At 43.0% G+C, this 26,941-nt stretch carries 24 protein-coding genes; 5 read left to right on the forward strand and 19 right to left on the reverse strand.

Going from position 1 to position 26,941, the window contains the following annotated elements:
- Positions 1 to 13 precede the first annotated feature (13 nt).
- The 4 genes from Q8W40_RS00490 to Q8W40_RS00505 all read right to left on the reverse strand — a co-directional run bounded on the left by Q8W40_RS00490 (position 14) and on the right by Q8W40_RS00505 (position 5,581).
- Complete coding sequence (locus Q8W40_RS00490; RefSeq protein ID WP_305395414.1) at positions 14 to 2,902, reverse strand: pyridoxal phosphate-dependent class III aminotransferase; 2,889 nt, start codon at positions 2,900 to 2,902, stop codon at positions 14 to 16.
- A gap of 537 nt (positions 2,903 to 3,439) precedes the next feature.
- Positions 3,440 to 3,910, reverse strand: coding sequence for a GNAT family N-acetyltransferase (locus Q8W40_RS00495; protein WP_305395847.1), 471 nt, complete (start codon positions 3,908 to 3,910; stop codon positions 3,440 to 3,442).
- A 118-nt stretch (positions 3,911 to 4,028) separates the two neighbouring features.
- Complete coding sequence (locus Q8W40_RS00500) at positions 4,029 to 5,195, reverse strand: HD domain-containing phosphohydrolase (RefSeq protein WP_305395415.1); 1,167 nt, start codon at positions 5,193 to 5,195, stop codon at positions 4,029 to 4,031.
- A 101-nt stretch (positions 5,196 to 5,296) separates the two neighbouring features.
- A complete protein-coding gene (locus Q8W40_RS00505) occupies positions 5,297 to 5,581 on the reverse strand; it encodes a hypothetical protein (protein WP_305395416.1) in 285 nt (94 codons plus the stop codon).
- Positions 5,582 to 5,810: 229 nt separating this feature from the next.
- On the opposite strand from Q8W40_RS00505, the gene Q8W40_RS00510 reads away from it, so the two are divergent.
- Positions 5,811 to 5,999 carry a hypothetical protein gene (locus Q8W40_RS00510; RefSeq protein ID WP_305395417.1) on the forward strand — a complete coding sequence of 63 codons (189 nt, stop codon included), beginning with the start codon at positions 5,811 to 5,813 and terminating at the stop codon, positions 5,997 to 5,999.
- A 125-nt stretch (positions 6,000 to 6,124) separates the two neighbouring features.
- Here the strand turns inward: Q8W40_RS00510 and Q8W40_RS00515 are convergent, their stop codons facing one another.
- Together Q8W40_RS00515 and Q8W40_RS00520 are read right to left on the reverse strand one after the other, a co-directional pair.
- Positions 6,125 to 6,550 (reverse strand): hypothetical protein, encoded by a 426-nt coding sequence (locus Q8W40_RS00515; RefSeq protein ID WP_305395418.1) that lies wholly within the window; start codon positions 6,548 to 6,550, stop codon positions 6,125 to 6,127.
- A 124-nt stretch (positions 6,551 to 6,674) separates the two neighbouring features.
- A complete protein-coding gene (locus tag Q8W40_RS00520) occupies positions 6,675 to 7,013 on the reverse strand; it encodes a zinc ribbon domain-containing protein YjdM (RefSeq protein WP_305395419.1) in 339 nt (112 codons plus the stop codon).
- Positions 7,014 to 7,263: 250 nt separating this feature from the next.
- Between Q8W40_RS00520 and Q8W40_RS00525 the strand changes: the two genes are divergently transcribed.
- Complete coding sequence (locus tag Q8W40_RS00525; protein WP_305395420.1) at positions 7,264 to 8,226, forward strand: integron integrase; 963 nt, start codon at positions 7,264 to 7,266, stop codon at positions 8,224 to 8,226.
- A 122-nt stretch (positions 8,227 to 8,348) separates the two neighbouring features.
- On the opposite strand, the gene rplT is transcribed toward Q8W40_RS00525, so the two are convergent.
- From rplT to Q8W40_RS00550, 5 genes are all read right to left on the reverse strand, one after another.
- The gene (gene rplT / locus Q8W40_RS00530) at positions 8,349 to 8,702 is read right to left on the reverse strand and encodes a 50S ribosomal protein L20 (RefSeq protein ID WP_021019837.1); all 354 of its coding nucleotides are present in this window, start codon (positions 8,700 to 8,702) and stop codon (positions 8,349 to 8,351) included.
- A 40-nt stretch (positions 8,703 to 8,742) separates the two neighbouring features.
- Positions 8,743 to 8,937, reverse strand: a complete 195-nt coding sequence (gene rpmI / locus Q8W40_RS00535; RefSeq protein WP_004401085.1) for a 50S ribosomal protein L35 — start codon at positions 8,935 to 8,937, stop codon at positions 8,743 to 8,745.
- 120 nt (positions 8,938 to 9,057) lie between these two features.
- Positions 9,058 to 9,609, reverse strand: a complete 552-nt coding sequence (gene infC / locus Q8W40_RS00540; protein ID WP_101115501.1) for a translation initiation factor IF-3 — start codon at positions 9,607 to 9,609, stop codon at positions 9,058 to 9,060.
- Between the two features lie 3 nt (positions 9,610 to 9,612).
- Positions 9,613 to 11,541 (reverse strand): threonine--tRNA ligase, encoded by a 1,929-nt coding sequence (gene thrS / locus Q8W40_RS00545; RefSeq protein ID WP_305395421.1) that lies wholly within the window; start codon positions 11,539 to 11,541, stop codon positions 9,613 to 9,615.
- A 584-nt stretch (positions 11,542 to 12,125) separates the two neighbouring features.
- Positions 12,126 to 12,740 carry a beta-phosphoglucomutase family hydrolase gene (locus Q8W40_RS00550; protein WP_305395422.1) on the reverse strand — a complete coding sequence of 205 codons (615 nt, stop codon included), beginning with the start codon at positions 12,738 to 12,740 and terminating at the stop codon, positions 12,126 to 12,128.
- Between the two features lie 162 nt (positions 12,741 to 12,902).
- On the opposite strand from Q8W40_RS00550, the gene Q8W40_RS00555 reads away from it, so the two are divergent.
- The 3 genes from Q8W40_RS00555 (at position 12,903) to arfB (ending at position 17,277) form a co-directional block, all read left to right on the forward strand.
- On the forward strand, positions 12,903 to 13,925 hold the full coding sequence (locus Q8W40_RS00555) for a cytochrome-c peroxidase (RefSeq protein WP_305395423.1): 1,023 nt from the start codon (positions 12,903 to 12,905) through the stop codon (positions 13,923 to 13,925).
- Positions 13,912 to 16,713 (forward strand): ATP-binding protein, encoded by a 2,802-nt coding sequence (locus Q8W40_RS00560; protein ID WP_305395424.1) that lies wholly within the window; start codon positions 13,912 to 13,914, stop codon positions 16,711 to 16,713. The genes Q8W40_RS00555 and Q8W40_RS00560 overlap by 14 nt, the downstream gene beginning before the upstream one ends.
- 150 nt (positions 16,714 to 16,863) lie before the next feature.
- Positions 16,864 to 17,277 carry an alternative ribosome rescue aminoacyl-tRNA hydrolase ArfB gene (arfB, locus tag Q8W40_RS00565; protein ID WP_305395425.1) on the forward strand — a complete coding sequence of 138 codons (414 nt, stop codon included), beginning with the start codon at positions 16,864 to 16,866 and terminating at the stop codon, positions 17,275 to 17,277.
- Positions 17,278 to 17,335: 58 nt separating this feature from the next.
- On the opposite strand, the gene Q8W40_RS00570 is transcribed toward arfB, so the two are convergent.
- The 8 genes from Q8W40_RS00570 to Q8W40_RS00605 all read right to left on the reverse strand — a co-directional run bounded on the left by Q8W40_RS00570 (position 17,336) and on the right by Q8W40_RS00605 (position 26,891).
- Positions 17,336 to 17,704 (reverse strand): VOC family protein, encoded by a 369-nt coding sequence (locus tag Q8W40_RS00570; protein WP_305395426.1) that lies wholly within the window; start codon positions 17,702 to 17,704, stop codon positions 17,336 to 17,338.
- A gap of 173 nt (positions 17,705 to 17,877) precedes the next feature.
- Entirely contained in the window at positions 17,878 to 19,416 is a 1,539-nt protein-coding gene (locus tag Q8W40_RS00575) for a GTPase family protein (RefSeq protein ID WP_305395427.1), read from the reverse strand.
- Entirely contained in the window at positions 19,403 to 20,500 is a 1,098-nt protein-coding gene (locus tag Q8W40_RS00580) for a YcjF family protein (RefSeq protein ID WP_305395428.1), read from the reverse strand. Before Q8W40_RS00580 ends, Q8W40_RS00575 begins: the two co-directional genes overlap by 14 nt.
- Positions 20,501 to 20,625: 125 nt before the next feature.
- On the reverse strand, positions 20,626 to 21,174 hold the full coding sequence (locus Q8W40_RS00585) for a hypothetical protein (RefSeq protein WP_305395429.1): 549 nt from the start codon (positions 21,172 to 21,174) through the stop codon (positions 20,626 to 20,628).
- Between the two features lie 208 nt (positions 21,175 to 21,382).
- The gene (locus Q8W40_RS00590) at positions 21,383 to 22,873 is read right to left on the reverse strand and encodes a CoA-acylating methylmalonate-semialdehyde dehydrogenase (RefSeq protein WP_305395430.1); all 1,491 of its coding nucleotides are present in this window, start codon (positions 22,871 to 22,873) and stop codon (positions 21,383 to 21,385) included.
- A 3-nt stretch (positions 22,874 to 22,876) separates the two neighbouring features.
- Positions 22,877 to 24,241, reverse strand: coding sequence for an aspartate aminotransferase family protein (locus tag Q8W40_RS00595; RefSeq protein ID WP_305395431.1), 1,365 nt, complete (start codon positions 24,239 to 24,241; stop codon positions 22,877 to 22,879).
- A gap of 240 nt (positions 24,242 to 24,481) precedes the next feature.
- Positions 24,482 to 25,666 (reverse strand): hypothetical protein, encoded by a 1,185-nt coding sequence (locus Q8W40_RS00600; protein WP_305395432.1) that lies wholly within the window; start codon positions 25,664 to 25,666, stop codon positions 24,482 to 24,484.
- Between the two features lie 61 nt (positions 25,667 to 25,727).
- Positions 25,728 to 26,891: a DmpA family aminopeptidase gene (locus tag Q8W40_RS00605; RefSeq protein ID WP_305395433.1), complete on the reverse strand. Its 1,164-nt coding sequence runs from the start codon at positions 26,889 to 26,891 to the stop codon at positions 25,728 to 25,730.
- Positions 26,892 to 26,941 lie beyond the last annotated feature (50 nt).

Genomic DNA, 26,941 nt, shown 5'->3' on the forward strand with positions numbered 1-26,941 from the left:
TATTCTTGTTCCCTTATTTCGCTAGTTCAACCGCTAACTGGTCGATATCATTTAATAGTTGTTCAAAATCTGACAAAGCCAGACATGGATTTAAAATGGTAAATTTAAGTGCAGACTGCCCATTAACCGATGTTTCACCTAAGACGGCAATACCACGAACCAGTGCTTCTATGCGCACTTTTTGGTTTAGTTTGCACAGGTCCGTTACTTGTGAATTGGTCACTCGGAACAAGACCGTTGATAACGCTGGCTCGGTCAGCAATTCAAAACCTTTGCGTTGATGCACGAGATCTGCCACCTGCAATGTTTGCTCAAGCAAGTGGTCATACATATCTCCCAATGCTTGCGGACCTACATTTTGCATTGTCATAAACACTTTCAGAGCGTCAAAACGTTTGGTGGTTGCGATGGACTTATCGACCAAATTCGGCAACTCATCGTGTTCACGATTTAGGTAATCTGCATGATGGAGCAAGTACTTAAAATTCGCTTTGTCTTTTACAAGCAGTGATCCGCAGCTGATTGTTTGGTAAAACAATTTATGAAAATCCACACTCAACGAATCGGCTTTTTCAATACCGGATAACCGCGCTTTATGGCTACTTAAAATCAGAGCGCCACCGTAAGCGCCATCAACGTGCATCCAAAGTTCATGTTTTTCAGCAACATTGGCGATGGTATTCATATCGTCGATCGCACCATGATCGGTAGTGCCCGCTGTGCCAACTATGGCAAAAGGAATCAAACCTTCGGCTTTTGCTTTAGTAACAGTGTCGTCCAGCTTCGACGCGTCCATGGTGCCATTTGGTAATGCATCTACCGTAAGAATGGCTTTCTCGCCCAAGCCCATCCAAGATGCCGATTTTTGCACTGTAAAGTGTGCTTTTTCTGAACAAACGATGCGTAACCTATCGGCATATTCTGGTAGACCAAGCTTTTGAATGGAATGACCGCTAAGTTTGTCGGCAATCCAATCGCGCGCCAGCATCAAGCCCATTTGGTTACTTTGTGTACCACCGCTGGTGAAGATGCCGTCCGCTTTTTCGCCTAGGTCGTATTTCTCACATAACCAATCCACCACTTTCTGTTCAACATAAGTAGCGGAAGACGCCTGATCCCATGAATCCATGGATTGGTTCAATGCTGCAATCATGGCTTCTGCCGCAACGGCTGGCATCAAAGGAGGAGTATGCAAATGCGCAATGCAATTGGGGTGCTGCGTAAAGATGGCGTTTTTAGCGACCAAGTCTGTTGCACTGCTAATGACATCGGTTAGGCTCCCATTGGAAGCATTCAGGTTGACGGCATTGATTTGAGATTCAAGCAGCTTAGGATCCATCCCTGAATAAGGCTTATCAACTTGTTCAAAAAGTTGCTTCATCGCTGAGGTTGTGTGGTTCATTACCGACGCAAATTCATTCGCGCCTGCTACACCTGTGTGAATGAAATGCTTTTTCCACGCGTCTGATTCTGGCATCGGTTCTTTAATGCCACCGCCAACGACAACGATCGCTTCTTCAAGCACTTTCAAAGCGAAGTCAATTTGCTCAAATGAAATGATTAAAGGAGGCAAGAATCGAATAACCGAACCGTCGCGACCACCTTTTTCAACCATTAAGCCACGTTCTAGTGCGGCTCTTTGAATAGCAAGCGTCAGTTCCCCGTCGGATTCTGGCTCACCAAATTTGTTTTTCTCACCGGTTGGTTTTTGAATTTCCAAACCCAGCATTAAGCCTCTACCGCGAACTTCAGCAATGCAGTTCACGCGCTTCTGGATTTTCTCGAAACCCAATCTTAAGTACTGACCGGCAATATTGGCGTGTTCAACAAGATTATCTCTCTCAATAATCTCTAACGCCTTCGCCCCTGAAACCATCGCAAGTTGGTTGCCGCGGAATGTACCTGTGTGCTCGCCCGCCTTCCAGGTGTCGATGTCTTTACTGAACACCAACAAAGACATAGGCAGACCGCCACCAATGGCTTTCGATAAACACAAAATATCAGGCGATATACCCGACTCTTCAAACGCAAAGCGGTAGCCCGATTTACCTACACCACACTGGATTTCATCGAATATTAATAAAATGCCATGCTCATCACAGAGGCGGCGAAGTTCACGCAACCAAAACGCAGGTGCGGGAATCACTCCCCCTTCACCTTGTACGGGTTCAACAATGATAGCGGCGGGTTTCATGATGCCTGCTTCGTCATCATTTAACAGCCTCTCCATATAACGGATACTGGCTTTCGCGCCTTCATCGCCACCCAAACCAAATGGGCAACGTAAATTATATGGAAACGGCATGAAATGTACGTCAGACATCAGCCCAGTACGGCGAGCCTTGGTGCCTAGGTTACCCATCATGCCCATTGTGCCGTTTGTCATACCGTGGTAAGCGCCGCGGAATGCAAACATGGTATTACGACCAGTCGTTTGTTTTGCCAGTTTGATTGCGGCTTCAACCGCATCGGCACCAGAAGGACCACAAAACTGAATCGCAGAGTTTTTAGCAAAGTCTTCGGGAAGAAACGCTTTTACGCGTTTAATGAAGGTGTCTTTGGCTTTGGTGGTGATATCTAGAGTTTGATATGGCAGACCAGAATCTAACTGCTCTTTTAATGCTTGGTTAATTTCTGGGTGGTTGTAGCCCATCGCCAGCGTACCTGCGCCAGCCAAGCAGTCTAGAAAAATCTGACCACGAGTGTCTTCTACTAAAGCGCCGTATGCTCTTTTTATTGCTATAGGTAGACGGCGTGGATAAGAACGTACTTCAGACTCATGTTGTTCTTGATCGAGTAAAACTTGATCGGGAGTGAGGTCATAAACCCCTTCGATACCCGGAACAAGAGATGAAAACGGGGATTCGGAGCGTGACGCGTCCATTTCAAAAGCTGTGCTCATCGCAAAAAACCTTTAAATAGTGCCATTTCAAGAAAACGATCTTTGAATAGCGATATTTATGCCTTCCTCGCGCTAACGAGAAAGCAAATAAAAGCGACCTGTGTTTGTTAAACAAACAAGGAAAGAAACTAGCAGAGAATGCTATTTAAGAAATGTGCAGACGGATCAAGGCTCGGTGATAATACCGCAATTCGGAAGTACGAAGCTGATTTTAAAAAATGAAGTCAAATTAGTCATGTTGGGCTTCCTATAATAATACCAGTCCTGTGGCATTCTTCTTCCCATCTACTAATCGAAGCACCGATTAGTACCTACCCTACACAATGTCACAATCAGCTTGAATGGTCATTGTGCGTATCCCCCAAAACGCTCTTCGAGATTAGCGCGGAGAATATCTTAGATTATTAGGGAGCGCAACGGTTTTTACATTTCACTATTAATAATTATATATATTGTTAATATCCCAGTTAAGTGGGACATCATAAAATTATTATATTTCAATCAATTATCTTATAACTAATTCCGTTATATGTAACCTTAAATAAGCGTCTTATGCATGATGTAACTGTCTACAAAACCCAACCTTTTGTGTTGATATGCATCGGGAATAATACCCAATATTTCAAACCCTAATTTCTGCCACAACTTAACGGCTATATCGTTAGAGGCAACAACAGAATTAAATTGCATTGCTCTAAATCCCATACTTATTGCTTGCTCTTGTGAATGAATACACATCGCCGTTGCCACTCCTTTTCCTCTGGCGAATGGAGTGACCATATAACCACAATTGCTTATATGCTCACTTGGACCGCCCGCGTTTTTCTTTATGTAATAGCTTCCTAAGATTTGATTACTTTCTTTAAAAACAAAGCACGCCTCAGGTAATTCAACCCATAAGGCATAAGCTTCATCAAATGACATATTTGGATCAAACGCATAGGTTTCTTGCGCTTGAATAATAGTTTGAAATGTATCCCAAAATTCAACAAAGTCTTGCCGAGACATCAATGAAATGTTCACTGTTAATATACCCTTGCGCACTCAATCTTATGAATGTACCGCAATTTATAGGTAAAGAGGTTAACGTTTGTTAACAGCCGCACCATGATATTTCCAGCCCGCTTTATTCCGACTTGAAATGTTGTTTGGCAACTTGGTTAAAGACATTAACCCACTTGTCGTCAAACTGGGTTCCTTTGTAGTTGTTGATTTCTACAATACAGCGAACTAATGGGCGTTTAAGTAGAGTGTGATGTGCTCGCTCGTGAGTACGAGCATCGAAAGTATCGACAATACTCAGTATTTTCGCGCCGTCAGAGATTTGATCTTGATTTAAGTGATTCGGGTAACCCGTTCCATCCATTTGCTCATGATGCTGGAAGATCATGACCGCAGCGTCGTGCCACCTGATAGACTCATTTAACAACAGATACCCCGAATAAGGGTGATGGTGCAATATTTCTCTCTCTGCCGCCGTTATGGTGCCTTTTTTATTCAGCATTTCTAGCGGCATAAACGACATACCAATATCATGTAGCATTACAGCAACGGCTAGTTGGGAAGCCTCTACGGGGCTACCTGCTGATTTGTTCATTTCTAAGCTTAAGAATAGCTGTCTTAAGGTTCGTCCATGCCAATACTTACTTCTGTCTTCCAGAGGTTGAACCAAGCTAGAGTAAAACCGAATGTCATCATCGGTTTCAACACCGTAATTAGACAACATAGCTAAAAGCTCATTTTGGTAGCTTTCACCATCAGACCCCGTACCTATTTCTTTTAGTATTGGAGCGTCGGTATGCTGCTCAGTTAATTTAGTTGTAGGGTCGAGCAAAAGTAACACATCGTTAATGAGCGCTACCTGTCTTTCTGGGGAAACATCGGCGACCAAACTTATGTCTTCGCAAATTTTATTGAGTATATCTTCTGCTAGAGGGCTTTCTTTCTCGTCTAACCTTGCCTCTACCATTTGCTTCGTTTTGTCTAAAGAAAGGAGAATAACGTCACACAGGATACTGTCGTATTTCAAATGCCCTTTTCGAATATAATCCAGCAAATCTTCAAGGCTTTGCATAAGTGGCGTGATGGACACTAAGCCAACATAGACTAAGTTTCCTTTTATGGTGTGCACTACCCGAAAAAGCCCATTTAGCAAATCCACATCGTCTGGTCGGTGTTCAAGATCAATTAAAATAACTTCACATTTTTCATGAGCTTCTCGAAAATCTTGAAAGAAGTCTCCGAGCGATTCGTATTGGATTTCTTCTTCAGATATTTCTTTTGGGAGTGCCATCTTTTCTACCTGCTATGTTCACGTCTAATAGCAGTATAGAACACTGATAGATTTATTAAGTTCCGAGTGGTTAGATTAGTTAGGTTTTATCTTTATTTTGCTCATGTGCTTGTCATAAAAATCACCCATAGCCACGTCAGCCCAAGTACCAATGACCAAATGACTACTCGAATTAGACCGCCATAACGGCTTTTCTTCCGTTTTGGTGCTGTCGGTTTATGTGCTTTCTCCTGAGCTTCCGAGTGCCCATGCTGCGCGGCTTTTTGAGCCCGCCTTTCGGCTGCTTGGTTAGCTATTTCAGTAAATCTATGTCTTTGATCGTTATTAAAATCCTGCTCGGGATTATAATGTTTACCAGTGTCACCTTGTTTGCGAGATACGGCCATGTTCACCTCCTCAAAAATCAAAGATAAACTGTTCCATAAATAACTTTAAGATACATTATACGAATTCGCCAACCGACCTAGACAAATATCTTACTTTTGATACAACCAAGTCAAACCCACAACTTTTGGGATTGATAAAACCCTTTCTAAGGTTTGGTTTTAGAGGAAAATAAAGGTAGGATTAAAAAGCATTCCAACATTTGCCAGTTCAAAGGGTTACAGAGATTTTATGACTAAAACCATCGCAGAAGAGCTTGTATATGACTTTACTGACGGTTTGACCTTGGTATTGAAAATCGCCTTTAAACCAAATCAGTCAGAGTTCATCAGTTCCACAAAAAAAATGTATACGTTTAAAGATGGTTCTAAGATATTGCTCGACAGAGATGACCCTAAATACCATGAAGTGATTGTTTAGCCTAATCAGCTCTCCATTTGAATTAAAGCGGTAATTTGATTAATTCGATAAAGGCTCAGATTCCTTTGAGCCTCCTATACTTTTACACCATCATTTATATCAACTAAAAATAGCAACAAGCTGATTTAGATGACACACTCTTGCGCAGCTTTTGCTTTTTCTACACCTTCCTCAATAAGAGTTAGCATATCTTGGTTTGCTATAGAGCCCATGACCTTTTCAATCAGCTTTTCGGCAGTTGACTCTGAAGACGCATCAACTAGACAGCTATACGCATTAGAAATGTGTTCTGTGGCTTGAGTAAGCGCTTCAGAATCGTTGAAATCCATATTCGTAATTTGTTCAATTGCTGATGTAAGTGCTTGAGCCGACTCGGCTGCGCTACCAAACTGCTCTAAATCTAAGTCAGCAAAATTCGAAAAATCCAGTTCTTCTTGGAAATTATCAACGGCGCTGTTTGCAGCTTCTTGTGCTTGATCGATGGCATTGGCTGCGTCTTCACACCCAACTAGGGCAAGTGTTACAACCAATACAGTAAGGGACTTTTTCATATTACCTCTTAAAAATCGGATACTTATTTCCTTACATAGTAAAGCGAACGACTCATTCTAGAAAACCGAAGTAACGTAACAAAGTGTTGATGTTCTGGCTTAAACTCAGGTTTTTTTAACAAACTTAGGCTTTTTTAACAAACTTAGCAGTAACCATCATTTCTCCAGCGCCATCTACTTTGCAGTCCAATTGATGATCTTTACCTTCGACGATTCTTCGAATGATCGCTTTAGTACCTATCTTAAGAACCAAAGAACTGCCTTTTACTTTTAAATCTTTCGCTAGGGTTATCTTGTCTCCCTCTTCGAGTTGAGTTCCATTTGCATCTTTAACAATGAAGGTATTTTCTTCATCAAATACTTCTGATGGATTCCATTCATGTGCACATTCAGGGCAAATTAGATGATTCTGGTCTTGGTATACAAATTCAGACTGGCAATTTTGACAAGGAGGAAAGGACATATTTCAACTCTTCTAAAACTTAATATCGCAGGTATGTTAATCACTCTTTATATCTATAGCGAGTGGTATCTAAAAATTGTTTTTAAGTCTCTCAAATCAAATTTTCCTAGCACTACATTAGTCATGTAATTCAGTGACCTATCATTTCTTTCCGTGTGCTCTTTGTCAGGAAAACGATATCCGGGCAAGCTGATGTCGAATTAATATGCTTTCATCATAACTGTATATAAAAACAGTAAGGTCTTCACTCATGAAATCAGCATTTATAATCTACATAAAGGAATTTATGCACCTTAGACGTTATGCCATAAGAACAATAGATGCGTATACAACGTGGATTTGTAGATATATTCATTTTCATAATATGGTCCACCCAGCGAAATTAGCAGATAAAGACGTAGAAGCATTTCTCACTCACCTAGCATGCGATCAAAAATTAGCCGCGAGTTCACAATCGATAGCGCTAAATTCGTTGGTGTTTTTGTACAAAGAAGTTCTTAAGTCCCCATTATCCATCGATATAAAGTTCAAGCGTTCTGCGATTAAAAGAAAACTGCCCGTTGTCCTCACAAGAGACGAAGTCAGAAGGCTTCTACTTCATATAGATCCGCCATATCAACTGCAAGCGCAACTTCTATATGGCTCTGGATTGAGGTTAATGGAGTGCATGCGACTAAGAGTACATGATATCGATTACCACTACGGAGCAGTCAGGATCTGGAACGGGAAAGGAGGAAAAAATAGAACGGTCACTTTAGCTAAGGAATTGGAACCGTTTTTAAGATCACAGGAACAAAATGTTCATCAGTTCTTTAACAGGGACATGGAAACACCAGGCTATGGCGGGGTGTGGCTTCCTGAAGCTCTACACAATAAATACCAAAATGCACCATTTGAATTGAACTGGCATTACTTGTTTCCGTCTGGAAAGCTATCAGTAGATCCCGAATCCGGTATGTTAAGAAGGCAGCATATGAGCGAATCGACCATTCAGAAAACAGTCAGAAAAGCCGCCAAAAGAGCCAATATAGATAAGAATGTCAGCTGCCACACTTTGCGGCATTCTTTTGCTACACATTTGTTAGAAAGTGGAGCTGATATAAGAACGGTTCAAGAGCAACTAGGGCATACAGATGTTAAAACAACACAAATCTATACACATGTGTTAGACAGAGGTGCAAATGGTGTCATTAGCCCTTTATCAAGGCTCTAAACATTGAAAGAAAAGAGTTTGCTTTAGACACAGATAGATGTGAATGGAGAATTCAAAATTAAACACCAGAAATGAAAAAAGGAGAGCAAATGCTCTCCTTTTATTAAACCTTACACTGCTACTTAAAGAGCAGCTTTCGCTTTTTCAACTAGAACTGCAAATGCAGATTTGTCGAATACCGCGATATCAGCAAGGATCTTACGATCGATCTCGATAGATGCTTTCTTAAGACCGTTAATGAAACGGCTGTAAGATAGACCATTCTGACGAGATGCCGCATTGATACGTGCAATCCAAAGTTGACGGAATTGACGTTTCTTGTTGCGACGGTCACGGTAAGCGTATTGACCAGCTTTAGTAACTGCTTGGAAAGCTACGCGGTATACGCGAGAGCGAGCACCGTAGTAACCTTTAGCTTGTTTTAGAACTTTCTTATGACGTGCACGAGCTTGTACACCACGTTTTACGCGAGGCATTATGCTTCTCCTAAACTAAACGATTGATAACTAAAAAGAATTAAGCGTATGGCATCATACGAACAACTGCAGCCACTTCACACTTAGGAAGGATTGCATTTGGACGAAGCTGACGCTTGTTCTTAGTAGTACGCTTGGTCAGGATGTGACGTTTTGTAGCGTGCTTGTACTTAATACCACCAGCAGTTTTCTTGAAACGCTTAGCAGCACCTTTGTTGGTTTTCATCTTAGGCATGATGAAGAACTCCGCATTGTTGAGTTATTAAACAATAGTAATTAGGGCGAATAAAAGCCTGCCGTTTATACCTTTTTTCAAAGGGAACACGACAGGATTTAATTACTTGTAAGCCGTTAATTACTTCTTCTTAGGGGCTAGAACCATGATCATCTGGCGACCTTCGATTCGAGTAGGGAAAGATTCCACAACAGCTAGTTCTACTGTGTCTTCTTTCAATCGATTCAAAACGTCAACACCGATTTCTTGGTGAGCCATTTCACGGCCACGGAAGCGAATTGTTACCTTCACTTTGTTGCCGTCTTCAAGGAAACGCGTCAGGTTGCGTAGTTTTACCTGATAGTCTCCGATATCAGTTCCAGGACGGAATTTTACTTCCTTAATCTGAATCTGTTTTTGCTTTTTCTTCTGCTCTTTCGCAGCTTTGCTCTTCTCGAAGAGGAACTTGCCATAGTCCATCACACGACAAACTGGTGGCTCGGCGTTAGGGCTGATCTCTACAAGATCCATACCAGCTTCAACAGCTGTTTCAAGCGCTTCATTAATAGAAACGATACCAACGGGTTCACCGTCGGCGCCTGTAAGACGAACTTCACGAACGCCGCGAATTTCACCGTTTAAACGGTGCTGGTTTTGTTTGGCCGGCTGTTGGCCACGTCTTCCGCCTTTAATAGTTTATTCCTCCAGATTGAGCTTACGGCTAGATACTTCGGCTTGGATGTACGAAATAAAATCATCCACTTTAAATTTACCGAGATCTTTACCTTTACGTGTTCGGACTGCAATTTCTCCGGCTTCCATTTCTTGGTCGCCACAGACTAACATGTAAGGAACACGCTTCAATGTATGTTCGCGGATTTTAAAGCCTATCTTCTCATTTCTCAAGTCCGCTTTAGCTCTAATTCCACTTTTTTGCAGTTTTTGTGCAACTTCTTGAACATAATCGGACTGTTTATCCGTGATATTCATGATAACCGCTTGCTCTGGTGCTAACCAAGTTGGGAAGAAACCAGCGTATTCTTCAATAAGAATACCAATGAAGCGCTCCAATGAACCAAGAATTGCTCGGTGAATCATTACTGGTACAAGACGTTCGTTATTTTCACCAACATAAGTAGCGCCTAAACGACTTGGCAGATTGAAATCTAGCTGAACTGTACCACATTGCCATGCTCGGTCGAGACAATCGTGCAATGTAAATTCAATTTTAGGTCCATAGAATGCGCCTTCGCCTTCCTGAATTTCATATGGAATCTCCATATTTTCAAGAGACTGCTTTAAGGCTTCCTCAGATTGATCCCAAATCTCATCACTTCCCACACGTTTTTCTGGGCGAGTAGACAGTTTCACAACGATGTTATCGAAACCAAATGTTTGATACGTGTCGTAAACCATCTTGATACAGCTAGTTACTTCATCTTGGATCTGACTTTCTGTACAGAAGATATGTGCATCATCCTGAGTAAAGCCACGTACACGCATGATACCGTGTAATGCGCCTGAAGGTTCATTACGGTGGCAAGAACCAAACTCAGCCATACGCAACGGTAAATCGCGGTACGATTTCAAACCTTGGTTGAAGATTTGAACATGGCCAGGGCAGTTCATCGGTTTTAGGGCGTATTCGCGGTTCTCTGAAGCCGTTGTAAACATCGCTTCTGCGTATTTATCCCAGTGACCAGAACGTTCCCAAAGCACTCGGTCCATGATAAGTGGACCTTTTACTTCTTGATAACCGTATTCTGTCAGTTTTTCACGAACAAACACTTCTAAATCGCGGAAAATAGACCAACCATTGTGGTGCCAGAACACCATACCCGGTGCTTCTTGCTGCATGTGGAACAAGTCCAAGTGCTTACCAATTTTACGGTGGTCGCGCTTCGCCGCTTCTTCTAAGCGAGTAAGGTGCGCTTTTAACGCTTTTTTGTCGTGGAACGCGGTGCCGTAGATACGTTGAAGCATCTTGTTATCGCTGTTACCACGCCAGTATGCGCCAGCGATATTCAGCAACGTAAAGTGCTGACAAAAGCCCATGTGTGGTACGTGAGGGCCGCGACACATATCAATGTATTCTTCGTGATGATACAAACCAGGACGGTCGTCACGCGCGACATTTTCGTCTAGGATTTCAACTTTATAAGGTTCGCCACGCGATTCAAACGCGTCGCGAGCTTCCTGCCAGCTTACTTTTTTCTTGATAACCTGATACTTGGTTTTCGCCAGCTCTTTCATGTGCTTTTCGATCTTTTCAAGATCGTCTTGCGTGAGTGATTCTTCTAGATCAATGTCGTAGTAGAAACCGTTGTCGATGGTTGGACCGATCGCCATTTTAGCTTGCGGATAAAGTTGCTTAAGAGCATGACCAAGAAGGTGAGCACATGAGTGACGAACGATTTCAAGACCGTCTTTTTCATCTTTTGCTGTGATGATTTCAAGGCTCGCATCGTCTTCGATAAGATCGCATGCGTCTACGCGGTTACCATCGACACGACCTGCAATGGTTGCTTTTGCAAGACCAGGACCGATTGATTGAGCAACGTCTAGAGTAGAAACAGGGTTGTCGAATTCGCGCTGACTGCCGTCAGGAAGAGTAATAATAGGCATGTTTATTCCTTTACAGTGGTGTTGCATACCAAGCAACACATGTTTAGTTCACTCGCTCAAATGATTGGAACATCTGTCGATGTGAAATGTAAGTATGTATGTTTGTCTATCAAACAAAAATCGCCATCCTGCAAAATACAAATACAGATGCACTTTGCCAAATGAACGCGCAATTCTAACGAATATTTCCAGAAGAAGAAAACGATATTTTCCTCACAGCTCAATAGCTAATTACTATTCTTCGGACGCAGAGATATTTGGTAGATAATCTCACTAATATCGTTTATCCCTAAGTCATTGACGTCATAGTAATATGTAATTCAGTAACACAAAAACGTTGCACAGCGCACACTTTATAGGCATTATTGCGCCGATTTTAACCAGAACCGTAAAAGAGTTACAAAAATGTTATCAAAACTACGCTTTGCCGCAGGTTTCCTGCTAATGATGGCAGTAATGTTTGGAATTACATTATCTAACGCCCTATTTTGGGCTGGCGCGCTGTAAGCCGCACTGCAAAATCAACGGAATTGAAAAAAGCCACCTCACAATTAGTCAGGTGGCTTTTGCATTTTATGACTCGTCTATTGCGCTGAACGTATTGGCTTTGGACAGAACTCCAAACCACCTTCTACTACCATCACACAATCCATTCCTGCATCATGGGCGGCTTGCTTACCAAGTGCTGTATCCTCAAACACAACACAATATTCAGGTGCCACGCCAATCTGTTTTGCAGCAAGTAAAAATGTATCTGGGCTGGGTTTATGATTTGTCACATCAGAAGCCGTTACAATAGCATCGAAGTACGGTGTAAGTGCTTTTTCATCGAGCATGCGAGACGCATTTTCCCTTACGCTCCCAGTCCCTACCGCCATTTTCTTACGCCCAGAATAACGCTTAACGATATCGCATGTATCATCAATAAGGTCACCAAAATCTGTCGTGGATTCAAAATGTTCCATTTTCGCCTTGACCACTTTTAGCGGGTCCAATTCAAGCCCGTATCGCTTGTTCACCTCTAGCGTAATTTTGGCACTTGGCATTCCACCCATGGAAGCAATCCAATCTCGGTCAAATGGAATGGCAAAATCTTTCGCTGCTCGCTCCCACGCGTCTAAGTGAGCTGGCATCGAATCAATCAACGTACCATCCATATCGAATATCAACCCATGATATCGCTCTAAATCTAACGTCATCAACTGCTCCCACTGTATTTCAGCCACTTAAAGTTAGCCTCTACTATATACCCAAATAACATCAACATCATTACTTGTCGTAACGATGAAAACCTTTGAGCTAAGTTGAAAATGTTCAAACAACAACCATACTCTAAACATAATGTCAGGATAAGTTAGATAATGATTAAAATATCTAGAATATGGTGGGCTTGCTTAACTGTATCGTTTGTATTTACGGCTTATTTTTTTCACCAGGCGAGCCAATGGTCTGGGGAGTCTATGCGCCTTCCTGAAAAGAAAACGTACAACACAGATTTTGTAAAACCTGTGCCTCCCTCAGCTCAGTTTAACCGTAGCAAAGTTGAACTCGGGTTCCAGTTATTCAACGACACAAACCTATCTTCAAATAATCTAATCAGTTGTGCTAGTTGCCATCATTTGGAATCTAATGGTGCCGAAAAAACGCGAGTATCTCATGGTGTACATGGCTTTGGGGACCGTAATTCCCCTACAGTTTTCAACGCGAACTTGAATACACGTTTTTTCTGGGACGGTCGTGCATCCAGCTTAGAGCATCAAATAGATGGTCCTATTCATAACCCCTTGGAGATGAATTCAAATTGGTCGTCTATCGTTGAACGTATCCAAACAGACCAAGAGTACCAATCACTATTTTCCTCGGCTTATAATGGCGAAATTTCAAAGAACACCATCAAAGATGCGCTTGCCATCTTTATGAAATCTCTTAACACACCTAACTCCCCCTTCGACCAATTTCTTGAAGGCAACGAAAGCGCCTTATCAACAGTAGAAAAAAGAGGCTGGCTTAATTTTCAAAAACTCGGGTGTATCGCGTGCCACCAAGGTCAAAATTTGGGTGGGAATCTTTTCCAACGATTTGGAAATATTCAAAACATCACACCAGACCAAAAAATATCAGATCTTGGTCGCTATAACTTAACAGGCAACAACGAAGACAAATATGTTTTCAGGGTTCCAGGGCTTCGCAATGTCGCCACTACTCCCCCCTACTTTCATGATGGTAGAGCCAGCACGTTAGAAGAAGCGATTTTAACTATGGCAAAGGTTCAGCTAGGAATGGAACTTGATGCGGTTACCACATTAGAACTGAGTGCATTTTTAAATAGCCTTACCGCACCAAAACCCCCAGTCCTATTGGAGTTGCTTAATGAAAATCAGTAGTAAGATTAAGGAACTAATATTGGTCAGCTTACTGACTCTGGTCATGGTGTTTCTGAGCTTCAATATTTATAAACATTACGTTCACACTCAACTCCAAAGCAACTATAACTCGTTACACCGGAACGTTATTGCACTTCAAGAGAGTTTATTTAGTTTCCAATTTCGCAGTTTCAATCGCTACGATGAATTATCTGAAATGTTGGTTCAGACAGAACTTTTTGCCGAAGAGTTGAACAGCTCTATACACAAGTATTTTAAGGAAACACCTTTTATTTTCCAGCCGTTTGATGCCAGCGCATTGGAAACCACGAAAGCGACAGAACTAAAAATTAAAGCATTTGTGCGGGAAAAAGAATCCCTTCTTAGCGCAAATGTTTCGTTAAACTATGCGGGCAAAACCATAAGCTTATTACAAGAAGAGTTATTTAACCGTTACTCTTCTGTGGCAGAGAAATTGGTTATATCAACGGCAACACAAGGTGGCTTTTCCGATAGCCTTTATCTCGAAGATTCCTCTCTAGCTCAGAACACAGCCTATCAATCGTTGATTAGCTACGTTCAACTGCAAGACAGAGTAAAACATCAAGTCGAAAGAAAACAGGTTGCTTTAACCAGTTTAGGTATATCCGAACACCTTAAAAAGGTCGATTCCTATTGGACCAAAGAAGTTAACAACTCCATTGGAAATATCGCATTCCTTATCTTTACCATGATCATCTTAGTCTGCTCTTACGCACTACATCGCCAAAGATTGAGTTTTATTGAATTACTTAAAATGAAACAGACCGTCATCGAAGCAGAAAAACAGCGTGCCAGCCACGCACTCGTTGCGGAGCATGCAAAAGACGCCATCATAGTGACAGACCCCGATGGGTTAGTAACGTGGGTGAACAAAGGATTTGAGAGGCTCTCGGGTTATAGTTTACAAGAAATGATTGGTAAATCGCCAGGCAGCGTATTACAAGGTGAAGATACCTGCCCTTATGCCGTTCAACGTATCTCCAATGCCATTAGAAGCCACAATAATATTGAGTCTACATTACTCAACTACCACAAGAATGGCACACCGTATTGGATAGATATGATCATTACACCAATTAAGGATAAAGATGGTCACCTAAATTGTTACATCGCAGTAGCCCGCGATACTACTAAGAAAATACAGCTCGAAAGAAAGCTGGAGCAATCCGCAGAACGTGCAAACGTTGCGAATAAAGCAAAGTCTACTTTTCTAGCGACCATGAGCCACGAATTAAGAACACCTCTCAATGGGATTTTAGGGATGGCTCAAATCATGCGGGGTGAAACCAGTAACAGCGAGCATAAAGAGCAATTAGAAGTTCTACTCGAATCTGGTGATCACCTCACCTCTCTGCTTGATGACATCCTCGATTTTTCAAAAATAGAACAAAATAGGTTAGAACTTGAATCCGTTCCTTTCCATTTTAATCAAATACTGACTCCTATCATCTCAACGTATCAATTACTCTGCGATGAAAAAGGCATAGAACTGGAAGTAGACAACCAGATTCCCGACCACTTAGTTTTTCTAGCTGATATCTCACGAATCCGACAGATAATATTTAACCTAATGAGTAACGCCGTAAAATTCACCGCAAGCGGCAATATTCAGCTTCGCTGCTTGTGTCAATCAGAAGCGTACAACACATATGGTTTAACTGTCGAAATTGAAGATTCAGGAATAGGGATCGCGCAAGACAGGTTGGTACACATTTTTGATCCATTCATTCAAGCAGAGTCCTCGACTACGAGAAACTTCGGAGGAACAGGGTTGGGGCTTGCTATTGTGAAACAATTGGTCGAGTTAATGGGCGGTACAATTAGTGTATCGAGCAACCAAGGTGTCGGGACACGTTTTACCTTTCATGTTAGCGCAGAACAAACACAAGATCGCCCTATTCAAAACGAACCAGAAATAAAACAGCTTAAGTCACTACCTATTGGGCTAGATATCCTTATTGTTGAAGACAACCCCGTAAACGCTATGGTCACCAAGAAATTCTGCCATTCGCTCGATCATAAAGTTTCCATTGCAAAGGATGGTTTAGAGGCGATTGAGCTACTTCAGGAAAGTGCATTCGACATAATCATTATGGATAACCACATGCCAAGGTTGGATGGTATTGAAGCAACCCAATACATTAGAAATGAGTTAAAACTAAACACCATTATTTTTGGTTGTACGGCTGACGTATTCCAAGAGGCACATGACCGCTTTATTGATGCAGGGGCAAACTATGTCCTCACTAAGCCTTTACAAAAAAACAGCTTCAACGATGCGCTAGCTTCACATAAATCAATGATCGAACAAAGAAGAGCACTCGAAGGCAAGGTTGTAGATCTGAAACCAATTACATTTTCCAATGAATCGCATTCGACGTCCGAATCTGAGGTCGATTTGAGTTTTTATATTAACGATGTGTGCGCGGGTGACAATGCTCAACTTGTCGAGATAGTGACAACACTTAAAGAATCCATGAGTGAGAGCATAGATGCGTTAGTTGAAGCCGCAGAAACGAAAGACATCGATTCCATAAAGATTCACACCCACACGATGAAAGGTATTGCCAGTAGTCTCAATGCCAACAAAATGTTCAATAAGTCCGAACAAATTTTTCAAATGGCGATCCAAGGGCATGTTCCCGACCTTTCTGCGCTACAAGAGTTGATTAACTTAATCAAAATCAACACCGACCAAACTTCAGTTCTATTAAAACGACATTTGGAAGAGCATTCAGGTCAAGATTCGACGTCTATTCCCAAGTGACCTCTAGAAACTTGAGTATATGTAACACTGAGATGCTATGAGAAAAACATGATACCCTTAGCTAAATCTAATTCCGTAAGATTTCTAAAACTTGAGGTTAACAGGTCTTAAGTTTTAGAGATCTCTTAGCAATAGCTTGAGAGTAAAAGTTTGATCAAAATATCAAATTCCGTAGCGATTTCATCATGGGAAATACACACAGAAGCCATCCGAGCCCAAGGCGCTGGTGGGCAAAATGTTAACAAAGTATCCAGTGCCATTCACTTAAGATTCGATATCAACAAATCTGCCCTTCCTGATTTCTATAAAGAGCGCCTTTTACGATTAAAAGACAGCCGTATCACTAAAGACGGCATTATCGTTATCAAAGCGCAGCAATTCCGAACTCAAGAGCAAAACAGAGAAGATGCCTATAACCGACTTGCCGAACTCGTTCGCTCTGCGACAGTCATCGAAAAGAAAAGGCGAGATACTAAACCTACTTTCTCTTCCAAAATGAAGCGCATGGATAAAAAAACACAGCGCGGTCAAACCAAAAAGTTACGAGGAAAGGTCTCACATTAAACCACCTCACTCGCTATGACATTCTAGGTGGGTTATACCCAAGTAACCAGAGTTCAGGTTAAGTACAAACCGCTTCAATTTTGTTGCCATCCAAGTCATGAACATAAGCGGCATAGTAGGCATCACCGTACTCAGGTCTTGGACCTGGCTCTCCTGCGCACAGTCCGCCATTTTCTATCGCAACCGCATGAAATGCCTTTACTGATTCTTCGGAAGGGGCATTAAATGCAATGTGCGTCCCCGTACCCGAAATAGAATGTTTTCCGCAAATACAACCCACCCAAAATTCAAAATTGGTGCCGTAGCTTATCGCTTCGCCTTCTATAGTATGAGAGCGGGATATCCCTAGCGTTGCCAGCACTTTGTCGTAAAAAGCAGCCGACTTTTCTACATTGCTCGCCCCCACAGAAACATGGTTAATTATCATTCACTTACCTAAATCAAAGAAAAACAAAACGGCTACTATTGCCCAACTTTGTTGAGAAAACAAGCAAATATGGGTAACTATTCAACGCATTTCAAATAGGGCGGGGGCGTTTTGTCGACCTTTTCAGTGAGGTATCGCTCACGCACATTTAGATACATTTAGCGTCAACAAGGCTAGACAATATTTTTTACCACCTTGCCGCTCGCCTTAAACAAGCGCTTACCCTGTTTAAGTATGCCTGCCGATCCTTTTGCCTCATTTCTTTGGCGGTTGAGCTGAACATTTTTGGCTTCATCGCATTTGTGCTGAATTTCCTCTTCCAGCTCTAATAATCCATACATGGGTTTGTTTTCCGGGATAGCTAGAGGAAGTACTTGATCGAATGGCAACAGGTTTTGATTAAATGCCATTGCCGCTTGAATGGTCATTGATTTTGGATTATCTGTGTCATTGAGATCATAGGGTGGATACCATTCTGATGTGGGCTTGAGTTTATCTACCTGATTCACGACACCAATTAGTTTTGGTCTTTTGAGAGAAATGTTTTTGGGGTGCTTATAGAACGCTTCAAATTCTTTTGCTAATGCCAAATCTAATTGGCGAGAAGATTGATTCGCCTTAAGTACCCAAAGAACAAGATCTGACTGAGTCATTTGTTTCAGCATATTTTGAGTGCTTTTCTTGTCCCCATCCAAACCTGGCATGTCCACTAGTTTTAGTGTTTTATCGCCCTCGATGTTGCACTGATACACTGTGATATCGTCTGTTGCAGGCAGCATGTCGACTTCTGCATTCATTTCATTTGTTAGCGCGTTTACTAAAGAAGATTTGCCCGCGCTGAGCTGCCCTACCAAGGTAACTCGAACCGGTTCGATCGGTGGTGCTTTATGTTTTTCATCTTCTTTACTGATTTTGCTTGTCGATATTTGATCGTCTTCTATCGTGTAGCGACCGCTGTATAGGTCAATACACACTTTTGCCACTTCCTGAAGTAACGCTCGTTTGGCGTTTCTCTGAAGGTTATCGGATATCTGGTCTGTTATCGAACCCAGCATTTTGCTCCTCACTTCATTGGCAACCGCAGCAGCGGGGTTGGCTGCTCGGAGTATTCTCCAGGCTAGCATGCCACGTTTACCCACTTTTAGCGCTGTTTCACCATACTTATCACCGGTCTCGTAAAGCCATTTGATCTGAGATACTTTCACCATATCGACGGCAGGAACATGATCATTGAGTACCCGCCGATAGCGCCTGCTGATTTCTTCCATTAGCTGTAGCCCTTCGGGTACAGTGAAGTCCAGTTCTTTTTTTCCAAACGACTGAGCGACCAGTTCTGCGATATTAAAGCCGTGTGCTTTTAACACACCCCAGTCATCGTTTTGATCAAGCAATCTCTCGATAGCCTGATTGCTGCTAGACCATATTTCTTGTTCAGAATCAGACCAATCATTCGACGGTTCAACAAAATCGTCTTGATCTTCTTGTGGGTTGTTTTCTTTGGCTTTTTTCCAAATAAAGCGAGGAATAAAAATCATCAATGCCGAGACTAACAAGGCGATAGCGAACGGCACTACATATCCGTGCTCAATAACAGCATAAAGACCGAAACCACTCAATACGAGAGCAGGGAAAATTATGCCTATCAAAGAGACCGCAATCAGCCCACCAGTATACCGATTTAAGCTCTTTAACCCTTTCTTAACTCTCGTCATCACTTGCGACCTTCTTGCCTTTTTTGAATGCGTCTTTGTACAATTTTTGCATGGTTTCGCTACTGACCGTTTCACCTTTGCTTTTATGATAAAGGTAATAGCATGCTGCTCGACCAAGACCATAAGTGGTTGCAAAGCTAATGGCTGCAGCAGCGACAGCCCCCACGGTTTGCCCGAAACCAGGGATCAACTTAACCAACTGCCTTGCGCCAAGTTTCACACCATATTGCACGCCAAAACTGGTGCCCAATGTGCCAATCAATTCACTAAACGTTCTTTTGTTCCATTCCACGCCATATTGATTTGCCAAACTATGCAGCATCTTTGCCTGAATAGCAGGAACAGATACCAACCCAACGGCTGGAACTAAGTCTGAAGCGCTTGCACTGCCAGAATACCAAAGCACTTCATTTTCTAACTTATCGAAATTCTCTTCTTCAAAAGAGGAGAACTCTTTGTCTCTCACCATTAACCCTACAATAGGTAACATTTCAGACAATGCATTTATCATTTCATCAAGATGGAAGTAATGCTCAGAGTCACATTCAAAGTCCACATCTATGGAAGGCAGCTTTTTACCCCATGCTTTTTCAAACTGAGCCTGATTATAAGACATCATTCGCCCCCTATCTTCTTTATCAACTTGATTTACAGCGGTATGAATAACGAGAACGTGCTTGATATCAGACTGTTTACGAATCTGCTTTAGTGCTTCCAATACTGAGCTTTGTTCAGGCTCATCAACTTTCGCCACAACCAACAAAGCATGGCCTTTCTCAGCGCACACACGGATATCGTCTGTCGGATCGTATTCTGCCTCACCAAGCCCGCGAGTATCCAAAAATCGCAGTACGGGTTTATCTTGAGGAAAGTCATAGGAAGACGAAGTCATAGTACATGGTGCAAAGCCGTTACCGACTTCTACAGAGGTCAACCCTGTTAATGCTTGGATCAATGAGGATTTTCCTGCACCGGTTTTTCCAAGTAGCCACAATGTAGGCAAGTGGGACTCTTGATAGTCAAAAGCAGAGGAAAGATCGGGGTTTTTCCCCGGATTAATAAAGTCTTTGATAGCATCAAACATGGTAAACCCAGACCAAAAGTAACAATTCCGAATAGCTTACCATAGAATATTTAAATTAACAGAACAGCATTCCATTAATTTAAATGGCAACCTAAACCCATTCTAGATTGCCACAAGGAAGGCGATTACCGCTCAGCTGAATACGGGTCTTCTGCCGATAGATACGCCTGTAGATCATGTTTATTTGGGTGAGCATTAATCCAACTGCGAATGTCTTTGAGTTTCTCGTAAGTTTCTTCGCCGAATTTATCATTGTAGAGCGAAACAAAGTTCTCAGTTGAGTTGTTGGTACGTATGTTCTTCTGCCATTGAGTGGTAACAACTGCATTCAAAGAGTTCGCCAATCCACCTTCGCGAATAATGCTCCACTCTCCTTTATCCAACCAAATACCGCCGACTGCCACGCTGTAATCTAAACGATGTGAAATATTGCTGGAGATACGAAGCTTACGCATGATCGTACCCGTTTGTGGGCATAGAAGCGCAGTTTCTGTGTCACTTATTTCGCATGTTACGGAATTTGAAATCGGGTACGCTGGGTTATCTTCCTTCCAAGCAACATAATCTTCAACCAGTATCCAATTTCCCTCACATTCATTGCAGATGTGAGCAGGAAACATACCATCGATAAATTTGGGTTCTAAAACGCCTGTAATACAACTTGTGCAGTTCATTTTTTGTATCCTTAGCCATACAGTGACAAGTGCTATTTTCAGTCTGTTGACTGGCACTTACATCTCTAACCTAACGTCAGGTTTTTCATATAATTCAAGGATTTTACACAAGCAAGACAATTAAATGCATATCGATTTAATGACGTGAACCGCATAAATTACAAAAAGCCCAAATAAGGGCTATTTAATAAAATAATGGAAGTGGTTTTTAACTCGGAAAAGCAAACTGAGCACTTTCGCGTAAATCTGCTGAAAGCCATCTTTGAGTAATGGTTTTTCTCTTGGTGTAAAAACGAATACCATCAGGACCATACGCCGACAAGTCACCAAATAGTGAGCGCTTCCATCCACCAAAACTGTGGTAAGAAACGGGAACTGGCAAGGGAACATTAATTCCCACCATTCCAACTTCAATTCGATCGGAGAAATACCGAGCGGCTTCGCCATCGCGGGTGAAAATACAGGTGCCATTACCATACTCATGATCATTGATAAGTGACATAGCGTCTTCCATCGACTCCACTCGCATCACTTGAAGGACTGGTCCAAAAATTTCCTCTTGGTAACTGGTCATCTCTGCCGTGACATTATCGATGAGTGTACCGCCAATAAAGTAGCCAGATTCATACCCAGCCACTTCGATGTTTCGACCATCGACCACTATATCTGCGCCTTGCTCTTGTGCGCTATCAATATAGCCAGACACTTTTTGTTGATGCTGATACGTGATTAACGGGCCAAAATCACTTTCGCTTTGCTCGCAGCTTCCCACTTGCAGCTTACTCATTTCTTGCTGAAGTTTTTCAACCAATTGGTCTGCCATCGCATCACCGACCGCGACAACAACAGATAACGCCATGCATCGTTCACCAGATGATCCAAATGCTGCGCCGAGCAGCTGATTTACCGTACTATCAATATCGGCATCAGGCATCACTATGGCGTGATTTTTCGCACCGCCCAATGCTTGGCAACGCTTACCATTTTCCGACGCTTTCTTATAAATCGTCTCCGCGATGGTTGTTGAACCAACGAAACTGACGGCTTTGATTCGTTCATCTGAAAGCAGTACATCCACGGCTTCTTTGTCGCCATTGACTATATTGAACACACCATTTGGCAACCCTGCTTGTGACAGTAATTCACCTAACAACAAAGTGGAACTCGGCACACGTTCAGATGGCTTCAAAACGAAGGTATTCCCACATGCAATCGCCAGAGGGAACATCCACATCGGCACCATAACAGGGAAATTGAACGGTGTGATTCCCGCAACCACGCCCAGCGGCTGAAATTCACTCCAGGAATCGATGCCCGTTCCTACGTTTTTACTGTGTTCGCCTTTCAATGCATCTGCAATGCCGCATGCAAATTCAATATTTTCCAACCCGCGCTGAAGTTCTCCCATCGCATCACTGAAGGTTTTACCATGCTCCTCTCCAATTAGATGAGCCAATCGCTCCAGATTTTCTTCCACCAGCTGCTTAAAGTGGAACATGACTCTTGCTCTTTTGGTTGCTGGGGTGTCTCGCCAGCTTTGGAACGCCGCTTGTGCCGCGAGAATCGCATCTTCGACCGTGCCTCGTTCTGCCAACTGCACATTTCGTCGTATTTCTCCGTGGGCAGGGTTGTATACCCCCTGCTCTCGCCCCTGTGGTTGTACATATCTTCCATTTATCCAATGCCCTATCGTTTCCATGTTTTAATCCTTTGTTTCTTCTATCGCTTCGCCCAACGCATTAATTAATGTGTCGAGTTCTTTTTCAGTTGTTTGAAATGGCACACCTAGCTGAATTGTGTCGCCGCCATAACGTACGTAAAAACCCTTTTGCCAACAGGACATGGCTATCTGGTATGGTCGTAGCAGTGGCTGTCCTTCTTTGGCTAAGAACGTGAGACCGGCTGCCAAGCCAAAATTTCGAATATCGAGTACGGAGTCATGAGACTGAAGGCTATGGACTTTCTTCTCGAAGAGTGGCGATAGATCACGCACTTGAGATATCACACCCTCTTGTTCAATCACGTCTAATGCTGCCAAAGCGGCGGCACACGCAATTGGGTGCGCTGAATAGGTGTAGCCATGAGGTAATTCCAGCAAATACTCCGACCCACCCGTTTCCATAAATGTGTCGTAAATAGGCTGCGATGCCACCACCGCCCCCATTGGAATAGCACCATTGGTGAGCTGCTTGGCAATCGTCATTAAATCGGGTTTCACTCCGAAGAGTTCCGCCGCACTGTTTGCTCCCATTCGCCCGAAACCGGTAATTACTTCATCAAAAATCAGTAAGATGTCGTGCTTGGTGCATAAATCTCTTAAGCGGGACAAATACCCTTTCGGGGGTGGTAGCACGCCAGCACTCCCAGCAATTGGCTCTACTATCACAGCGGCAATGTTATCTGCGCCATGCAACAGTACTTTTTCTTCAAGTTCATTCGCCAATGAAGCCCCAGTTTCTGGAAGCCCTTTGGAAAAGCGGTTCTCTTCCAACAAGGTGTGAGAAAGGTGATCACTCGCCAGCCCTTCACCATAGAGGCTTCGGTTAGCGCCAATACCACCAACACTGATTCCACCATAATTCACGCCGTGGTAACCCTTGGCACGTCCAATCAACTTTGTCTTACCGGCTTTACCGCGCTTCTTCCAATACGCTCTCGCTATCTTCAGCGCAGTATCAACCGATTCTGACCCAGATCCTGTAAAGAAAACTCGGTTTAAATCTTGTGGCATCAGCGAGGCGATACGTTCTGCCAGCTCAAAGGCTTTTGGATGACCAAATTGAAAGGCAGGGGAATAATCGAGCATGGCTGCCTGCTTAGATATCGCTTCTGTTATGCTCGGATGACAATGCCCCAATCCGCAGGTCCACAAGCCCGATAAACCGTCAAAGATCTCGCGTCCTTTATCATCGGTATAGTATCGACCGTTTGCAGACTGGATGATTCTGGGCGCACGTTTGAAATCTCGGTTCCCTGTAAAAGCCATCCAGTGCGCATCCAGCTGTTTCTTGGTTAACGTACTGCTGTTTGAGGTTAAGGAGCTGTGTTGAGAAGATTGAACTTCCATATTCTGATCGCCTTATTGGTTACACACTTCCTCCAATGTAATATTCAAGTTAAGCAACTTAAATACAGAGTTAGTTACGCTAAGTTAACCGTTTAATTACGCAAGTAATCTCCTTAGTCCCATAAAAAAACACCCTAATACCTTTTGAATAGGACGTTAGGGTGCCTTGATTTTCATTCAACCAGATTTGTTTATTAGTCTGAGTTGAAAAAGGGGGGTATCCGACGTTGTTTACATCTCTTAGCTGACCGTTTCTGCTTTAAAAGCCCACGACTTGCGTAATAGTGGCAGCACGGCAATTGCACTTATTACAAGAGCGCCAATTGCTATGCTATTGACAACTGACAACCCAAAGTTTGGTAGTAATACCCCAACAACTAAAGGACCGGCTGTTAGCCCCGCACCTAATGCAGGGATGCTAAGTGCCACCGCTCGACCTGATGAATCTGAATCTGCCACGACCGCAAACAAATATGGCGCGCAGTAATTCCAAAGAAAGTTAAATATTGAAGCGAGGTACAAAAACGGCATGGTCTCAAAATTGCCTTGTAAAAGTATGACAACAACAACTTGAATGCCGATAGTCAGCAGAATGGGAAATAGTCGACCTAGTTTTTCAGCTTGAACTACGGCGCACGCAGCGCCCGCAAGACCGGCTAAGCCTATCGTCCCAAGTAACGCCCCAATCTCACTGTTTGCAATTCCCCCTTCTTCGGCAATGATCTCTAAAAACGCCCACACCGTATTCTCGCCAGCGTAAAAAAAGAACATTGTACAAACAGAAAGCAGAATGACGATACTACGCGTCGACGACGTATCAGAAGATGATGTGACGGGCGAGATCGAAATAGAGAGCTTTCTAGTCCATATAGGTGCCGCAGCCAGCACCAATACACACAATCCTGCGAGCACATAAAATATGACATTAACGCTGCCAACAGAGGCAATGACATTAGGGAAAAAGTATATGCCTAGCGCACTGAAAGAGAGTTGAGCAAACAACAAATACGCAAACGCTCGATCGCTATTTTGTGCTTTGCTTAGCGCAATGTTAATGATGGCCGCCAAACTTCCGCTACCTAATCCACACATCACGCGCACCCACATCAACACCTCATAACTACTTTCATGACTGCTAGAAATATAGGCACTGGCAATGTTCCCAGAAATCATCATCCACAACGCTACGAATACGATTCTGGTCCATTGGGTGTTTTTCAAACACAGTGTTGCTATTAGCCCACCAACAGCAAAGCCCCCTAGCTCTGCCGACAGCAAGAAGCCAGCTTGATCAACCGCCATTCCCGTTTCAACCAACCCACCAACGAAGACAGGGGCGACGAGAAACACGAAAGCCGGTAATACTCCCGCACACGCAAGCATCATGATGGACAGTAAATTGGGATGTTGTATCGAATTATTCATTGCACTTCTCTCTTCAGTCCTTTGACAGATAAATGTGTATTGGTTTTAGGGTCTGTTGACCCTAGTGTCTATCAACTAAACGGTTATGCTTCTTTAGCAGCGAACGTAATTTTTGATGGTCAATTTCATCAAACACCAATCCTTTGGGTTTCACGCTTAACGTCGTTTTTGCTGCCACCATGGCATTCAAAATCGCTTCTTCCACGGCTTGAACCGTCGCCATGTAGAACTCGTCTAAGTAATGTTCATTCACATGCTCTAAAGGCAGAACTGCGTCCAAAACCGTGCCACAACTGAACGACATGCCATTGTCGTTTGCAGTCGAGAATGCAAGAAAGATATCGCCAGAATAGTGACCACCAGAAGTCCCTGTTCTGCCTAACCCTATCGCAGCACGCTTTGCTAAGCTTTGAAGTTGTAATGGCAGTAACGGGGCATCCGTTGCTATAGTTACAACAATGGACCCTGTGTCTCTTGCGTCGCTATCCATCGCTTGAAGTATTGGACAATTTTCGTTTAAGTATTGACCTACAGGTACACCAGCCACATTAAACTCATGCCTTAAACCAAAATTGGACTGAACGAAAACACCTACTACAAATTCATGTCCGGGGATGCGAACCAAGCGAGATGAGGTTCCCGATCCGCCCTTAAATTCGTAAGTTTGCATGCCCGTTCCACCACCCACATTGCCTTCTTCTATTGAACCAGACTGTGCTCGGTTGATCGCTTCAAGTACATCCGATTCAGTGACAAACTGAGCCGTAATGTCATTCATAAAACCATCGTAAGTTTCTGCCACAACGGGCATTGCCCAAGCGTGACCATCTTTGAAGTGCGTATCGTAGGTGTCCATCATCCACCGGGTCGCACCATGGTGCACCATACCAACAGAGTGCGTATTCGTAATACAGACAGGGCCGAGAAAATACCCTGCCTCATTGATCCAGTGGGTACCCGTCATTTCTCCATTCCCATTCAGATCATACTGTCCAGCCCAGACAGGGCTTGGGGATTTTCTTTTCCCTCTAGGAAGAATGGCGGTCACCCCCGTACACATTTTTTTCAACGGATCAATCAAGGTGGTGTATCCAACTTCCACCCCTTTTACATCCGTGATGGCATTAAAGGTGGCGGTTTCACCTTCTAATGGTATACCCAAGTCACGAGCGCGAGGGGTAAAAGAGTGATGGGATGTTTTGGAATTGGAACGAGTGACTGCCATGAAACCTTCTCTTAATTTGAATATCCAAGAACAATTGTGAAATTCACAAC

The sequence above is a fragment of the Vibrio penaeicida genome (assembly GCF_030689305.1).
GTDB classification, from domain to species: Bacteria; Pseudomonadota; Gammaproteobacteria; order Enterobacterales; family Vibrionaceae; genus Vibrio; species Vibrio penaeicida_B.

What these genes read in the sequence shown, in the direction of transcription:
- Q8W40_RS00490 (WP_305395414.1), bottom strand. Translation starts at nt 2,902, where the DNA reads ATGAGCACAGCTTTTGAAATGGACGCGTCACGCTCCGAATCCCCGTTT.
- Q8W40_RS00495 (WP_305395847.1), bottom strand. Translation starts at nt 3,910, where the DNA reads ATGTCTCGGCAAGACTTTGTTGAATTTTGGGATACATTTCAAACTATT.
- Q8W40_RS00500 (WP_305395415.1), bottom strand. Translation starts at nt 5,195, where the DNA reads ATGGCACTCCCAAAAGAAATATCTGAAGAAGAAATCCAATACGAATCG.
- Q8W40_RS00505 (WP_305395416.1), bottom strand. Translation starts at nt 5,581, where the DNA reads ATGGCCGTATCTCGCAAACAAGGTGACACTGGTAAACATTATAATCCC.
- Q8W40_RS00510 (WP_305395417.1), top strand. Translation starts at nt 5,811, where the DNA reads ATGACTAAAACCATCGCAGAAGAGCTTGTATATGACTTTACTGACGGT.
- Q8W40_RS00515 (WP_305395418.1), bottom strand. Translation starts at nt 6,550, where the DNA reads ATGAAAAAGTCCCTTACTGTATTGGTTGTAACACTTGCCCTAGTTGGG.
- Q8W40_RS00520 (WP_305395419.1), bottom strand. Translation starts at nt 7,013, where the DNA reads ATGTCCTTTCCTCCTTGTCAAAATTGCCAGTCTGAATTTGTATACCAA.
- Q8W40_RS00525 (WP_305395420.1), top strand. Translation starts at nt 7,264, where the DNA reads ATGAAATCAGCATTTATAATCTACATAAAGGAATTTATGCACCTTAGA.
- rplT (WP_021019837.1), bottom strand. Translation starts at nt 8,702, where the DNA reads ATGCCTCGCGTAAAACGTGGTGTACAAGCTCGTGCACGTCATAAGAAA.
- rpmI (WP_004401085.1), bottom strand. Translation starts at nt 8,937, where the DNA reads ATGCCTAAGATGAAAACCAACAAAGGTGCTGCTAAGCGTTTCAAGAAA.
- thrS (WP_305395421.1), bottom strand. Translation starts at nt 11,541, where the DNA reads ATGCCTATTATTACTCTTCCTGACGGCAGTCAGCGCGAATTCGACAAC.
- Q8W40_RS00550 (WP_305395422.1), bottom strand. Translation starts at nt 12,740, where the DNA reads ATGACGTTAGATTTAGAGCGATATCATGGGTTGATATTCGATATGGAT.
- Q8W40_RS00555 (WP_305395423.1), top strand. Translation starts at nt 12,903, where the DNA reads ATGATTAAAATATCTAGAATATGGTGGGCTTGCTTAACTGTATCGTTT.
- Q8W40_RS00560 (WP_305395424.1), top strand. Translation starts at nt 13,912, where the DNA reads ATGAAAATCAGTAGTAAGATTAAGGAACTAATATTGGTCAGCTTACTG.
- Q8W40_RS00570 (WP_305395426.1), bottom strand. Translation starts at nt 17,704, where the DNA reads ATGATAATTAACCATGTTTCTGTGGGGGCGAGCAATGTAGAAAAGTCG.
- Q8W40_RS00575 (WP_305395427.1), bottom strand. Translation starts at nt 19,416, where the DNA reads ATGACGAGAGTTAAGAAAGGGTTAAAGAGCTTAAATCGGTATACTGGT.
- Q8W40_RS00580 (WP_305395428.1), bottom strand. Translation starts at nt 20,500, where the DNA reads ATGTTTGATGCTATCAAAGACTTTATTAATCCGGGGAAAAACCCCGAT.
- Q8W40_RS00585 (WP_305395429.1), bottom strand. Translation starts at nt 21,174, where the DNA reads ATGAACTGCACAAGTTGTATTACAGGCGTTTTAGAACCCAAATTTATC.
- Q8W40_RS00590 (WP_305395430.1), bottom strand. Translation starts at nt 22,873, where the DNA reads ATGGAAACGATAGGGCATTGGATAAATGGAAGATATGTACAACCACAG.
- Q8W40_RS00595 (WP_305395431.1), bottom strand. Translation starts at nt 24,241, where the DNA reads ATGGAAGTTCAATCTTCTCAACACAGCTCCTTAACCTCAAACAGCAGT.
- Q8W40_RS00600 (WP_305395432.1), bottom strand. Translation starts at nt 25,666, where the DNA reads ATGAATAATTCGATACAACATCCCAATTTACTGTCCATCATGATGCTT.
- Q8W40_RS00605 (WP_305395433.1), bottom strand. Translation starts at nt 26,891, where the DNA reads ATGGCAGTCACTCGTTCCAATTCCAAAACATCCCATCACTCTTTTACC.